Raw genomic sequence first — 14,830 nt, 5'->3', positions numbered from 1 at the left:
ACCCTGGGGCTCATCCGGTTGTTGAAGTTCGACTTCATTCCCCAAGCACGCCGCTTCTTCAATGCTCGGCTCGACCTGGCGCTTGACCTGCTTCTGGCTCCTCCCTGACAACTTTGCAACAGCCGTGACGTCATGCCGGAGAGTGTTGTCCAGTACGGCGCACCATAGTATAGTGTCCGGAACATACCCCGGAGGGTGATCCGTATGACAACACTTCTGGTACGGCATATCTACAGGCTGGTCACCATGGATGAGGCGCGCCGCGAGATTGAAAACGGCGCGTTGTTTATCCGGGATGGTGTGATCGAAGCCGTGGGCGAGACTGACTCGTTGCCTGCCAGCGCTGATGAGGTGCTTGACCTGAGGACGCATGTGGTTCTTCCGGGTCTGGTCAACACGCATCACCACATGTATCAGACACTGACACGAGTCATCCCTGCCTGCCAGAATTCGGAATTGTTTGGCTGGCTCAAGAGCCTATATCCGATCTGGGCCGGGTTGCGGGCTGAGCACGTGTATGTTTCGGCGCTTACCGCTATGGCGGAACTGATTCTTTCGGGTTGCACAACCAGCAGCGATCACCTGTATATCTTCCCCAACGACTGCAGGCTGGACGATGAAATCCGCGCCGCCCAGGAGATCGGGATTCGTTTTCACGCCATGCGCGGCAGTATGAGTCTCGGGGAAAGCAAGGGCGGGTTACCGCCGGACCGGGTTGTGGAGGATGAGCGGGCGATTCTGGCTGACTCGCAACGTTTGATCGAGACCTACCATGATGCCCAGCGCTATGCGATGTTGCGGATTGGTCTGGCCCCCTGTTCGCCGTTCAGCGTGACTCCCACACTGATGCACGAATCGGCGGTGATGGCCCGCAGCTATGGCGTGCGCTTGCACACGCACCTGGCGGAGAACCAGAACGACATCGACTATAGCCAGGAAGTGTTCGGAATGCGTCCTGGCGATTATATCCAGAGCGTGGGATGGGTCGGCGAGGATGTTTGGCACGCGCATTGCGTCAAGCTCGATGCTGCCGAGATTGCGCTGTTCAGTCACACGGGGACGGGTGTGGCGCACTGCCCAAGCTCCAATGCACGGCTGGCTTCCGGCATAGCGCCTGTCCGGGCCATGATTGACGCGGGCGTGTCAGTAGGGCTGGGGGTGGATGGTTCGGCGTCCAATGACAGCGGGCATTTGCTGGCTGAGGCGCGGCAGGCGTTGCTGCTACAGCGTCTGGCTGGCGATCCGGCAGCGCTTTCGGCGCGGGAAGCGCTGGAACTGGCGACGCGCGGTGGGGCAAAGGTGCTGGGGCGGGATGATATCGGCGCTCTTGCGCCCGGTATGGCAGCGGATTTTGCTGCCTATGATCTGGCGCAGGCAGGCTTTGCCGGCGCCCTGCACGATCCAGTTGCTGCGCTGCTGTTCTGTATGCCGGTCAATGCAGACTACACTGTCATCAACGGGCGCGTGGTAGTGCGGCACGAGCAGCTGGAAACGATCGATCTGCCGGTTGTTCTGGAACGGCATAACCGGCTGGCGAAGGCGCTGGTGGAAGGAGTCTGAGGTGAGCGAAGTCCAGCGGCTACTGATCACTGGTGGCCAGGTTGTGACCGGCCACACGGTGTTACCTGCTGATGTTCTCATCGAAGGCGAGCGTATCGCTGCCATCCTCTCACCCGGTGCAGTCCGTGATGCCGATCGCGTGATCAGTGCGGCGGGGTGCTTTGTCATCCCCGGAGTTGTGGATGCTCACACCCACATCAGGCTGGACACCGGCATCTATCAGACGGCTGATGACTGGGAGACCGGTTCGAGGGCGGCGGCGTTTGGCGGCGTGACCACCGTCATTGACTTTGCGAACCAGATTCCGGGTAAGCCATACATGGAAGCGCTTGCCGCGCGGCAGGCTGAAGCAGCTGATACGGTCATTGATTATGCGCTGCACATGGTGGTGTTGCGTCCGGAAGCTGACCGGAATGCTCTACAGGCAAGCCTGAGCGCGTTGATTGCGCTGGGCGTTCCCAGTATCAAGCTGTTCACGACGTATCGCCCGAACTATTACCTGGATGATGCGGCGATCCTGCGGGTGTTGCAGGCTATGCCAGATGGCATGATTGCGATGGTTCATTGCGAAAACGACAGCATAGTCACTGCGGCAACTCAGGCGCTGGTGGAGCAGGGCAAGACTGACTGGCGGTATCATGCCGAGGCTCGTCCGGCGGAGGCCGAGGCTGAAGCAGTCAACCGTATTCTTTATCTGGCTTCCCTGGCCGGGGCGCGGGTGTATATCGTGCACAACTCCACGGTCACAGCGGCCAGGCTGGTTAACCGCATGTGCTCACAGACAGAGGATGGGCGCCGGGGCAGGTTCTTCTGCGAAACCTGTCCTCAGTATGTGCTGCTGCATGATGGCGTCTATGCTGGTGAGCATCCTGAGCGTTACATTCTACAGCCGCCGCTTCGCTCATCTCATCACATGGAGGGGCTGGCTGATTTCGTCAAGGCCGGGATGATTGACGTACTCTCCACCGATAGTTGCGATTACACGCTGGCGCAGAAACAGGCCAGACGCGACTTCACCCGCACGCCGGGCGGGTTGCCGGGGGTGGAGACGCTGTTACCGCTGATGTTCACCCAGTTTGTCGACCATGTGGGGTTGCCGCGCCTCATGGCGATGCTGGCGGAGAATCCGGCGCGGTTGTTTGGTCTATACCCGCGCAAGGGGGCGATCCTGCCCGGTAGCGACGCAGATGTGGTGATCTATGATTCCGCGCCGCAAAGCGTGATTCGTCACCAGAACCTGCATTACCTGGCTGGCTATACCCCCTTTGAGGGGATACCTGTGCGAGGCAGGGTGCGGACGGTGTTGAGCCGTGGCGAGGTTATTGTGGAAGAGGGGGTGTTTAAGGGAAAGGCGGGGCGCGGCCAGTTCCTGCCGGGAGGCCGGTCGCTGGACCCATGTTAGGTGTGCCGGGTTGAGTATTGGCGCGTGATCTGGCCGGGAGAGAGGAGGTTGCCTTGACGCTGGAAGAGAAGCAGGCCCTGATTGCTGTCGCCCGCGGGGATTCTCCGGCTGATCTCATCCTCCGTAATGCCCGTCTGGTGAATGTATGCTCCGGGGAAATCCAGGACACGGATATCGTAATCAAGCGGAGTCGCGTGGCAGCGTTGGGTAGAGGATATGAGGCTGCTCAGACTGTCGATCTGGGGGGGCGCTATGTATGCCCCGGCTTCATTGATGCTCATGTGCATATTGAGAGCAGTCTGTGCACACCGCCGGAATTCTTCCGGGCGGTGCTGGCCCGCGGGGTGACAACGGTCGTAACAGACCCGCACGAGATCGCCAATGTGCTTGGCCTTGAAGGTATCCGTTTTATGCTGGATGCGGCCAAATACAGCCCGGTCAGCATGTACGTGATGGCGTCAAGCTGCGTGCCGGCGACGCGGATGGAGACAAGCGGGGCGCGGCTGGAAGCGCACGACCTGCAAACACTGGCCGGCAACCCCTGGGTACTGGGACTGGCGGAGATGATGAACTATCCGGGGGTGATTCGCGGCGATGACTCGGTGCTGCGGAAGATCGAAATCTTTGCCGATCGTGTCCTTGATGGTCATTGTCCCGGTCTGACGGGCAAGGCGCTAAACGCCTACGTTGCTGCCGGCATCCAGAGCGAGCATGAATCCACCAAAGTTGAGGAGGCACTAGAAAAGCTCCGGCTGGGTATGCACATTTTCATCCGGGAAGCGACCAATGCCCATAATCTACTGGCGCTCTTGCCGATGGTTACGCCGGAGAACAGCCGCCGGATATCGTTCTGTACAGACGATCGACAGCCCGCCGATCTGCTTGACCAGGGATCGGTTGACTATATGGTGCGCTTGGCCATTGCAGAAGGCATCGATCCGGTCACAGCCATACGCATGGCCACGCTTAACCCGGCGGAATACTTTGGCCTGCGGGATCGGGGCGCAGTTGTTCCGGGCAGCCGGGCGGACCTGCTGGTGTTCAGCGATCTGCGGCATCCTGAGGCCGAGAGTGTCTACCGTGGCGGGGAACTGGTGGCTCGGGATGGCAGAGTGATTGTTAGCCTGCCGGATCACAGGCCGGTGCAGTTGCGCCACTCCATGAATGTGCGCTGGGAAGCCGTGAATTTCGCCGTCCCGGCGGAAGGGAAACGCATCCGGGTGATTGGCATCATTCGCGATCAACTGGTGACCGAGCACCGCGTTGAGGACGCGCTGCTGGTTGATGGCTATGCTGTCAGTGATCCGGGGCGGGACATTCTGAAGATGGCAGTGATTGAGCGCCACCACGCCAGCGGCAATATGGGCAAGGGATTCATCCAGGGGTTTGGCCTCCAGCATGGCGCTATCGCCGGGACGGTAGCGCATGATCATCATAATCTGGTGGTCATCGGGGTGGATGACGCCAGTATGATGGCCGCTGCCAGGCGAGTCGGCGAACTTGGCGGCGGGCTGGTAGCTGTCCACGGGGAGCGTGTCCTGGCTGAGCTGGCCCTGCCGATCGGCGGCCTGATGAGCGATCAGCCGATTGGCAGGGTGCGGCAGGCGATCGATGCGCTGATCGCTGCCGGCCATGCGCTTGGTTCTACGCTGCATGATCCGTTTATGGCTATGAGCTTTATGGCGCTGGAGGTCATTCCGCATCTGAAACTGACCGATGCCGGGTTGATCGATGTTGATCGATTCGAGCAGGTAAGTCTGTGGGCAGACTAGCCAGCCACTGCGGGACGGGTTACACTACACAGGCGCCCGGAAGGGGCAGCAGGGCACCATCCCTGCTGATAGCCTGTGTGTTCATTATCGCCATGGTCGGCTACCATTACCTATCCAAGGAGAAAGCACAGTCATGAGGAGCTTTGCCGGTCGGGACATTCTCTCTCTTAAGGGTTTCGAGCGCAACGAGTTTGAGCGCGTCTTTGAAGTGGCCGATGAACTGGCTCTGTTCGCCCGCAATCGACAGAATACGGATCTGCTGGCGGATAAGATTCTGGTCACAGCTTTCTACCAGCCCAGCACGCGCACGCGGCTGGCGCATGAAGCCGCGATGCTGCGCCTGGGTGGCAAGGTCACCGGCTTTGCCGACGCCAAGATGACCCGCGCTGGGGATTTCTACCAGGAGTCGATCAAAGATACCGTGCACATGCTGGAGTACTATGGCGATGTGATCGTCATGCGCCACTTCCAGCAAGGCGCTCCTCATGAGGCGGCGCGCTGGGCCAGCGTCCCGGTGATCAACGCGGGCGATGGCTGGGGTGAGCATCCGACCCAGGTGCTGACAGACCTCTACACGATTCTGGAGGAGAAAGGCACGCTGGACGGTCTTGATTTTCTGCTGGTGGGCGATATGCGGATGCGCACCATGCATTCGATGCTGTATGCCCTGTCGCAGTTCGATGTCAAAGCGTATGTGGTTTCCCCGCCGGAGATGGCCCTGACCGAGGAATTCAAGAAGGAAATCACCGAGATGGGGACGCAATTCGAGGTGGTCAATTCCGTGCACGACGTCATCGGCGATGTGGATGTGATCTACATGGAGCCGGTGGTGCAGCCGGACTATACCAAAGCCCGGCAGGAAGCGACTGCGGATAAGGGCCTCACGCCGCTGGAGTACAAGATCACCAAGGAAATCCTGCTCAAGAAAGCGCGCCAGGATGCTATTGTGCTGCATTCCCTGCCGCGCCAGGACGAGCTGACCGTTGATGTGGATGACACGAGGTTTGCCCGTTACTGGGTGGAAGCCTTCAACGGTGTGGTGATGCGCATGGCGTTGCTGGCGCTGATTCTCGGCGCGATGGAGTAAGCCGCCGATCGGGGTTTACGAGTGGTAGGCGAATACGGATGCCCGGCGTGTGCCGGGCACCATCTTCTGTAAGTCAAAGGGATGACACACAGACAGGAGACTGGCAGCGATGCAGACGGATCTTCGCGGTCGCGACATGATCACGACCCAGGAATTCACTGACGACGAAATCTGGACGATTCTGGATGTGGCGTTTGACCTCAAGCGCAAGCGCGCAGTCGGCGAGCCGCATGCGCTGCTGAGGGACAAAGTGTTGGCGATGCTGTTCTTCTTCAGCAGTACACGCACGCGGGTCAGCTTTGAGGCGGGCATGGCTCAGCTTGGCGGGCATGCGCAGTTCATTGAGAGCCGAACCACGCAGATCAAGCATGGCGATACGCCCAAGGAACTTGGCGAGATCATTGGGCGTTATTGCGATGGGATTGCCGTGCGCCATGTCGAGTGGGGTGAGGGCAATAAGTACATTCGTGAGATTGCCAAAGCCAGCCGCGTGCCGGTGCTGAACATGCAGTGCGAGATCTATCACCCCTTCCAGATTCTGGCCGATGCCATGACGATTATCGAGAACTTTGGCCGCAATCTCAAGGGACGGACGATCAACGTGAGCTGGGCGTATGCCGCCAGTTATTCCAAGCCGATGTCGGTGCCGCACAGCCTGATCCTGCTCATGACTCGTTTCGGGATGAACGTACGCCTCACCCATCCGCCGGAGTTCAAGTTGATGCCGGATATCGTGGAGCAGGCCAAAGAGAATGCCAGACGCGCCGGCGGTAGCCTGGAACTGCTGGATGACTTTGACGCTGGCTTCAGGGGCGCGGATATTGTACTCCCCAAGAGTTGGGGACCGATGATGACCACGCTCGATCCTGATGAGACGACGCGTATCACCAATAAGTATCAGAATTGGATTGCAGACGAACGGCGCATGGCGCTGGCGGCTGAACATGCCATCTACATGCATCCGCTGCCTGCCGATCGCAACATTGAAGTCACCGACGCTGTGATCGATGGCCCACAGAGCCGGGTCTGGGACCAGGCGGAAAACCGTCTCCATGCCCAGAAGGCAGTGATGGCGCTGACCATGCGCTGATGCTGACCTTTACTTCATCTCGCCAAATAGAGGGTGGGCAGGCGGCAGGGCGGGTGTCCTGCCTCTGCCCACCAGTAAGGGAGCTAAGAATCTATGGCCAAGACTGCGGTTGTTGCCGTTGGCGGCAACGCCCTCATTACTGACAAGACCAAGACAGCTGTCGAACATCAGTGGGAAGCTGTTCGCGAGACGGCAAAACATATTGCGGATATGGTGGTGCAGGGATGGAATGTAGTGGTCACCCATGGCAATGGGCCACAGGTCGGGTTCATCCTGCGCCGCAACGAGCTGGCAGCCCACGAAGTACACCCGACTCCGATCGATTTGATCGGCGCTGATACGCAGGGTTCGATTGGTTACATGCTGCAACAAGCCCTGGGCAACGCTTTCCGCAAGGTTGGCATTGAGAAAACCATCGTTGCGGTGATCACCCAGACTGTGGTCGATCGGAATGACCCTGCCTTCCAGAATCCAGTCAAAGGGATTGGCGGGTTCATGGATGAGGCCACTGCCCGTACCTTTGAGGCGCAGGGCTGGACTGTTGCTGAAGATGCCGGTCGTGGCTGGCGGCGGCTGATCGCCTCGCCTGAGCCGCTGCGGATCGTCGAACAGCGGGCGATCCAGGACTTGCTGGAGAAGGGCGTGGTTGTCATTGCTGTCGGTGGTGGCGGCATCCCTGTCTATGAGGATGAGCACGGCGATCTGCATGGCGCGATTGCGGTCATTGACAAGGATCGGGCGACGGCGCTACTGGCCAGTGAGATCAAAGCCGACCTGTTGCTGATCTCGACGGCGGTGGAGAAGGTCGCCCTACACTTCAATACGCCCAACCAGGTATGGCTGGACCGTATGACGCTGGAAGAAGCCAGACGTTACGCGGCGGAAGGGCACTTCAAGCCGGGAAGCATGCTGCCCAAGATTGAAGCGATCATCAGCTTCTTGGAAAAAGGCGGCCAGGAGGCGTTGATTACCGATCCACCGAACATTGTACGGGCATTGCGCGGGGAGACAGGGACGTGGATCACTCGCGAGTAAGTCTCGCCAGCAGATTGCCACATGTAGAGGGTTTCCGGTGCGTCGTCTGTGGCGCGGAATACGGCCTCGATCAGGTGACCTACGTCTGCCCTGCCTGCGGGCCGGTCGGCGTGCTGGACGTGGTCTACGCTTACGATCGGATTCCCGCGGCGCGCCCGGACGGGGGGGCACGGTCGATGTGGTATCGGCAGCTTGCCCCCCTTTCCGCTGAAGCGCAGCTGCCTGCGCTGAACATTGGCGGCACGCCCCTGTACGATGCGCCACGTCTGGCGGGGATGCTTGGTTTGGCACGCGTGTGGGTCAAAGACGATGGCCGTAACCCTACGGCGTCTTTCAAGGACCGGGCCAGCGCGATGGTCGTGGCGCACGCCCTGGAGTTGGGAATTTCGACAGTGGCGACCGCCAGTACCGGCAATGCGGCAGCGGCGCTGGCAGGAGTCTGTGCGGCCACGCCGGGGATCAGCGCCACGATCTTCGTGCCAGCCGCAGCCCCGGAAGCCAAGATCGCCCAGTTGCTAGTCTATGGCGCCCGTGTCCTGCTGGTTGAGGGTACGTATGATGATGCCTTTGACCTGTGCTGGGATGTTTGTGAGGAATTTGGCTGGTACAATCGTAGTACAGGTATCAATCCGTTCACCACGGAAGGTAAGAAAACCGTGTCGTTTGAGCTGGCCGAGCAACTTGGCTGGCGGACGCCGGATGTGGTAGTGGTCAGTGTAGGGGATGGGAGCATTATCGGCGGCGTGCATAAGGGCTTTGTTGACATGCTGGCGATGGGCTGGATCGAGCGCATACCACGACTGATCGGCGTGCAGGCTGAAGGCAGTTCCCCGCTGGTGGAGGCCTGGCAGCATGGCCTGACGGCTCAGGAGATGAAGCCCGTTGACGCCCATACCATTGCTGACAGCATCAGCAGCGGCCTGCCCCGCGACCGTGCCAAGGCCCTGCGCGCGGTGCGGGAGACCGGTGGAGCGTTTGTCAGGGTGAGTGACGATCAGATCATTCAGGCCATCCCGGAACTGGCCCAGGCGACGGGGGTCTTTGCTGAACCTGCTGGAGCAGCAGCTTATGCCGGGCTAAAGCAAGCTGTTGCCGAAGGATGGGTGCGTTCGTCCGAGAGTGTGGCGGTGCTGGTGACAGGGAGCGGCCTGAAGGACATCCGCAGTGCGATGAAGTCGGTGGGTAGCGTGGTCCGGGTGGCCCCCAGTCTTGAAGCTGTCCGGGTGGTGGTTAACCGGTAAGGTCGGTCTGGCGGGAGGTAGCGCAGCAGATCAATTGCTGCGGTTATGGCGGGTGACGGTATGAAGAGCGGGCCTGTCTATTCGATAGTTGCACCGGTCTACAACGAAGAAGGGAATATCTTCCCGCTCTTTGACCGGATCAGTGCTGTTATGGAAAGTCTAGGGGAACCATGGGAACTGATCCTGGTCAATGATGGCAGTCGGGATAATTCATTGCAGTTGATGCGCGAATTGCAGGCCCGCGCCCCACAGGTGCGTGTCCTGAGCTTTTCCCGCAACTTCGGCCACCAGATCGCGGTGACGGCTGGCCTGGACTATGCGGATGGACAGGCGATTATCCTGATCGACGCTGATTTGCAGGATCCGCCGGAGATCATCCCCCAGATGATCGAGCGATGGAAAGAGGGCTACGACGTCGTCTATGCTGTTCGCGAGAGACGCGAAGGCGAAAGCTGGTTCAAACTGCAAACGGCACGGCTGTTCTACCGGCTGGTCTACCGGATCGCTGAGATTGAAATTCCGCTGGATACCGGTGATTTTCGCCTCATGGATCGGCGAGTGGTTATTGCTCTGCGGCATATGCCCGAACACAACCCATACATCCGGGGAATGACCAGCTGGGTTGGGTTCCGCCAGACTGGCGTAACCTATGTGCGGGAACAGCGCCGCTGGGGTGAGACGCACTATCCGCTGGGGAAGATGTTCCGCTTTGCGCTGGATGCGATCACGGGTTTTTCGTTTTTCCCTCTGCAGGTGGCGATGCACGTCAGCCTGGCGCTGGCGGTCATCGCTGTGCTGGCTATACCGGTAGTTGCCCTCCTGCGGCTGGCAACAGGACAGCTGATCTTCGAGGGGCAGGCAACCACGCTGATTGTGTTGCTGTTGCTGAGTTCGTTCCAGCTGTTTTTCTTCTACATCATGGGGCAGTACATCGCCCGTATCTATGACGAGGTGCGCCGGCGCCCTCTCTACGTCATTGCGGAGGCGTACGGTTTTGAGCCGGCCAGAAGTCAGGAAAGTGCTGCAGCGCCACGCCATGGAGTCATGCCGCTGAATAAAAAAGCGCAGGGCAACGATGTGGCAAATGAGGTGTTGGAGAAGGTGACAGGCGAGGATTAGCGGGGAATCATGCTGTTGAGGGAGGGAAACCGTGAGCGACAATCTGCAGGGGCAAGACTCCACATCCACGCTGATCGAAAAGTATCGTGAGGTTGTGCTGGCATACGAGAAGATCACGAAGGAAATCGCGGCGCTGCTGGAAGCTAATGACGGCGGTACGGTCAAGATGAGCGACGAGGATTACCTGCTGTACCGCGATATGGCTCACCGGCGCGATGTCCTGTATGACATGCTCAAGCGTCTGGAAGTCCGGTTGCTGGGCGAAGACGCAGGCTGATCTCGCTACCATTCACGGAGGAGAAACGGGCATGTGCCCAGCTTATCTAGGTCCAACATTTGAGGAAATGCTGCATCCTTCCCGGATTGACCCTGATGTACGTGCTCGCGCTGTGAAAGCCAGACGGGAAGACCCTCTTGCGCCGATCAACCTGTTCAACGTAACCTGGCGGAACGAGCGCAATGAGGTTTACCATGTTGTTCTGCCCAAGGCATTGACCGGTATCGAAGCCAACATTGTGGTGCTGTATGGCGCTGACTTTCCCAGCGGAAGCCATAAGGTGGGCGCGGCCTATTCCGTTCTGGCTGAGAAGACGCTGTTCAACGAGGTTGACACCGACCGGCACACGCTGGTCTGGCCGTCCACCGGCAATTATGGGATTGGCGGGGCCTGGATTGGCGGGCGTATGGGATACCGGGGTATCGTGATCCTGCCCGAAGAGATGAGCCAGGAACGGTTTGATCTGATCGAAGCTTATGGCGCTCAGGTCATCAAGACCCCCGGTTGCGAAAGCAATGTCAAGGAGATCTACGACAAGACCTGGGAACTGCGACGGGCGGACCCGAACGTCCGCATCCTCAACCAGTTCGAAGTGATGGGCAACTACCGGTTTCATTACTATGTGACCGGCAACACGATTGCAGAACTTGCCGGCGAACTGGCAGCACAGGGAATTGGTAAAGGTTCTGTTAGCGCCTATGTATCCGCGATGGGCAGCGCCGGGACTATTGCCGCCGGTGACCGGCTCAAGCAGCTCTGGCCTGATCACAAGATCGTGGGTCTGGAACCGATCCAGTGCCCGACTCTATACAACAACGGCTATGGCGGGCATGACATTCAGGGTATTGGCGACAAGCATGTGACGTGGATCCACAATGTGATGAATATGGACGCGATCATGTGCATTGATGACATTGAGACCAAGCGTGTGCTGCAAGTCTTCGCTGAGGAAGCCGGGCGGGAAACTCTGGTCAAACGGTTCGGGTTGGATGAAGAGCTGGTTGAAAAACTCGGGCGTATCCTGGGTATCAGCAGCATCTGCAACATCATTGGCGCGATCAAAACGGCTAAGTACTATGCGATGGGCGCGGATGATGTCATCGTGACCATCGCCACCGATGGCATGGATCGCTATCACAGCGTCATGGCCGATATGGCCCGTAAGTACGGGCCGATGGATGAGGCAGAGGCTACCGCCGCCATTCGGGGCCTTCTACAGTGGCAGAAGACCGACTGGATCAAGCGCGGCACACCCGAGAATCGCCGCCAGTGGCACAATCTCAAGTACTACACCTGGGTAGAACAACAGGGCAAGACCGTCGAGGAACTCAACGTTCAGCTGAGTCAGCAGTGGTGGATCGACCACCAGCAACTTGTTGGCGAGATCGATTCGCGGCTGCTGGCGTGGCGGAAGGAACACCCGGTCGTATAGGGTCTGCCGCATGTATCCTGAAGACCGTGTCCTGGTTGGCGTGGTCAACCGCGTCAGGGATCTGGATCATGTGCGGTATGATCACTGGTACCGCATCCCCCAGGGGCGGATCAGCGGCGGGATACATGCGGAGTATCTGGCATTCTTTCTAAGCCGCGCGTTCGGCGAACGTAACGGCGGGATTCATTTCTACGCGCGGCGTACCGGCCATGAGCTGGTACGCCGGCGTGATCTCCTGCCGGATGAGGCAGGCCATCCTCGCGCCGGGCATCTCTACTACAAAGTCCAGCTGGGCGAACTGCGGGAAAGGATTCCTCCCATCGCGAATCCAACGCGACGACCGATCACATTCATCTACACGACGTGGGACCGCTTCATGGCTGCCAAACAGATCAGCGATCTTTACAGCACGGCGGATTGCTTTGTGGATCGGGTGTACTATGCCCTGCGTAATGCCGGCATCCCCGCAGAGCGGATCTGGGAGGCAGAGCAGATTTCCGATGACGGGGGCGCGCAGCTGAAGGTATCCTGCCGGGAAGGGGAGTTGGTTGCCACCACAGCTCCTGTGATCTCGACCGACAGGGTGCAGTTACCCCTTGAGAACAGCCCGGAGGCCATTGCGCGGGTGGTCGCCGATGTACGCGCCAGAACGCAGGCGATGGGCGGTTCGCTCCCGGCGGGTGGGCTACTTGATATTGATTGAGGCTGCTATGCTGATCATCAATGGAACACTGGTGACCTGGGGGGAAATGCCGCGCATCATTGCCGGCGGCGCGCTGCGGATCGACAGTGGCGTCATTACGGATATCGGTGTCACTCGTGATCTGATGACGCGGTATCCGGATGATGAACGGGTCGATGCCGGGGGCCAACTGGTGATGCCCGGCAACATTTGCGCCCATACGCACTTTTATGGCGCCTATGCGCGCGGGCTGGCCATTCCCGGCCCGGCCCCTAAGAACTTCCCGGAGATTCTGGAGCGGTTATGGTGGCCGCTGGACAAAGCGCTGGACCATGAGGCTGTGCGCCTGAGTGCTCTGGTGAGCCTGGTTGATGCCATCAAACATGGCACGACTACCCTCATCGATCACCATGCCAGCCCGAACTGCATCGATGGCAGCCTGGATGTCATTGCGGATGCCGTGGAAGAGGCAGGACTGCGGGCTGTTCTCTGTTACGAGGTAACCGATCGGGATGGCCCGGAGAAGGCCGAAGCCGGGATCGCTGAGAATGTGCGTTTTCTGAAGTCATGTCAGGCGCGGCCACTCGTCAGGGCGACTTTTGGTCTGCATGCGGGGCTGACGGTTAGCGATGAGACGCTGGCAAAGTGTACGGCGGCTGCGGCTGGCCTGGGGACGGGTTTTCACATTCATGTCGCCGAGCACGAGGCCGACCAGGATCACAGCCTGCGGCAGTATGGGGTGCGCGTTGTAGATCGGCTTGAGCGGGCAGGAATCCTCGGGCCGCGGACGATCGTGGCGCATTGCGTGCATACTGACGCCTGGGAGCTGGAGACTTTGCGCCGGACGGGCACGTGGGTCTCCCACCAGCCGCGCTCCAACATGAACAATGGCGTGGGGGCGGCGCCCCTGGATACGCTGCTGCGCGGCCAGATGCGGGTTGTGCTGGGCAACGATGGTTTTTCCAATAACATGTGGGCGGAATGGAAGGCTGCCTACCTGTTGCACAAGGTGGCTAACCGAGACCCGAGGCGCGCACCGGGCGATGGGATTGCCCATATGGCCGTTCACAATAACGCTCGCCTCGTGGAGACCTTCTTTCCGGGGCAGCGATTCGGTGCGCTTGAGACAGGTGCGGCGGCTGACCTGATACTGGTGGACTACCACCCCTACACGCCGCTGACGGAGGGGAATTTGCCCTGGCACATCATTTTTGGCTTTGAAGCTTCGATGGTGACAGCGACGATGGTGGCCGGGCGCTGGCTGATGCGTGATCGCCAATTGGTGACGCTTAATGAGGCGGCAATCGCCAGGGCCGCGCTGGCGCTGGCACCAGCGGTATGGCAGCGTTACGAGCAGAATGTCCGTGCTGTGCTCGGCCAGTAGGATGGGCTGGCTGGGGGTCGGCATATTTGCGGTTTTGTCTGGGCTTGTGCGGTGCGAAGGATAAGTGTTCTGTGCCAGAACCAAAGACTGTCATGACAATCGCCGTACTGGGAGGGACCGGCAGCGAAGGCTCCGGGTTGGCAGTGCGCTGGGCCGCCAGCGGGTACAAGGTCATCATCGGTTCCAGAAGTCCGGAACGGGCCGAGATGCGGGCGAAGGAACTGAATGCCATCATTGGCGCTGAGGTGATCTCCGGGATGGGCAACTTTGACGCGGCAACGCAGGCCGATCTGGTGGTGCTGACTGTTCCATATAGCGCACACAAGGATACCCTGGAAGCTGTGCGGGATGCTCTGCGGGGCAAAATCCTGATTGACGTAACTGTACCCTTGCAGCCGCCCAAGGTGCGAACTGTGCACCTTCCGCCGGGCCAATCGGCGGCGCTGGAGGCGCAGGCCTTACTAGGGGAGGAAGTACGGGTTGTGGCGGCTTTCCAGAATGTGAGCGCTGAACATCTGGCTGATCCGCAGGGACTGATCGATTGCGATGTGCTGGTTTGTGGCAATGATCGGGAAGCTAAGGAACAGGTGTTGAGACTGGTGGAAGCCGCCGGTATGCGCGGATATGACGCCGGAGTACTGCAAAATGCCATTGCTGTGGAGTCGCTGACGCCGGTGTTGATCAGCCTCAACAGCCGTTACAAAAGCAAACGCGCGGGCATTCGGATTACAGGACTGGACGCGTGAATA

General features: G+C 59.5%; 13 protein-coding genes. All 13 read left to right on the top strand.

The features are described 5' to 3' along the window. Positions 1–204: 204 nt before the first annotated feature. A complete protein-coding gene (locus HPY64_14425) occupies positions 205–1,560 on the top strand; it encodes an 8-oxoguanine deaminase (GenBank protein NPV68334.1) in 1,356 nt (451 codons plus the stop codon). Position 1,561: 1 nt separating this feature from the next. Beyond that, positions 1,562–2,962: a dihydropyrimidinase gene (gene hydA, locus HPY64_14420; protein NPV68333.1), complete on the top strand. Its 1,401-nt coding sequence runs from the start codon at positions 1,562–1,564 to the stop codon at positions 2,960–2,962. Between the two features lie 59 nt (positions 2,963–3,021). Continuing rightward, positions 3,022–4,734: an adenine deaminase gene (gene ade / locus HPY64_14415; GenBank protein NPV68332.1), complete on the top strand. Its 1,713-nt coding sequence runs from the start codon at positions 3,022–3,024 to the stop codon at positions 4,732–4,734. A gap of 133 nt (positions 4,735–4,867) precedes the next feature. Further along, complete coding sequence (pyrB, locus tag HPY64_14410) at positions 4,868–5,821, top strand: aspartate carbamoyltransferase (protein NPV68331.1); 954 nt, start codon at positions 4,868–4,870, stop codon at positions 5,819–5,821. 109 nt (positions 5,822–5,930) lie between these two features. Next, complete coding sequence (locus HPY64_14405; protein ID NPV68330.1) at positions 5,931–6,911, top strand: ornithine carbamoyltransferase; 981 nt, start codon at positions 5,931–5,933, stop codon at positions 6,909–6,911. A gap of 93 nt (positions 6,912–7,004) precedes the next feature. After that, entirely contained in the window at positions 7,005–7,946 is a 942-nt protein-coding gene (arcC, locus tag HPY64_14400) for a carbamate kinase (GenBank protein ID NPV68329.1), read from the top strand. Positions 7,947–7,960: 14 nt separating this feature from the next. Continuing rightward, positions 7,961–9,187 carry a threonine synthase gene (locus HPY64_14395; GenBank protein NPV68328.1) on the top strand — a complete coding sequence of 409 codons (1,227 nt, stop codon included), beginning with the start codon at positions 7,961–7,963 and terminating at the stop codon, positions 9,185–9,187. Between the two features lie 60 nt (positions 9,188–9,247). Further along, the gene (locus HPY64_14390) at positions 9,248–10,306 is read left to right on the top strand and encodes a glycosyltransferase family 2 protein (GenBank protein NPV68327.1); all 1,059 of its coding nucleotides are present in this window, start codon (positions 9,248–9,250) and stop codon (positions 10,304–10,306) included. A 31-nt stretch (positions 10,307–10,337) separates the two neighbouring features. Further along, complete coding sequence (locus HPY64_14385; protein ID NPV68326.1) at positions 10,338–10,583, top strand: hypothetical protein; 246 nt, start codon at positions 10,338–10,340, stop codon at positions 10,581–10,583. A gap of 31 nt (positions 10,584–10,614) precedes the next feature. Continuing rightward, positions 10,615–12,015 (top strand): pyridoxal-phosphate dependent enzyme, encoded by a 1,401-nt coding sequence (locus tag HPY64_14380; protein NPV68325.1) that lies wholly within the window; start codon positions 10,615–10,617, stop codon positions 12,013–12,015. A gap of 10 nt (positions 12,016–12,025) precedes the next feature. After that, positions 12,026–12,718: a hypothetical protein gene (locus HPY64_14375; GenBank protein ID NPV68324.1), complete on the top strand. Its 693-nt coding sequence runs from the start codon at positions 12,026–12,028 to the stop codon at positions 12,716–12,718. Positions 12,719–12,725: 7 nt separating this feature from the next. After that, positions 12,726–14,081, top strand: a complete 1,356-nt coding sequence (gene ssnA / locus HPY64_14370) for a putative aminohydrolase SsnA (GenBank protein ID NPV68323.1) — start codon at positions 12,726–12,728, stop codon at positions 14,079–14,081. A gap of 92 nt (positions 14,082–14,173) precedes the next feature. Beyond that, entirely contained in the window at positions 14,174–14,827 is a 654-nt protein-coding gene (gene npdG / locus HPY64_14365) for an NADPH-dependent F420 reductase (GenBank protein ID NPV68322.1), read from the top strand. The last annotated feature ends 3 nt before the right edge of the window (positions 14,828–14,830 follow it).

The organism is Anaerolineae bacterium, from assembly GCA_013178165.1.
Lineage (GTDB): Bacteria > Chloroflexota > Anaerolineae > Aggregatilineales > Ch27 > Ch27.
Note: the sequence above shows the minus strand (reverse complement) of the source record. Positions and strands in the feature narration are given on the sequence as shown.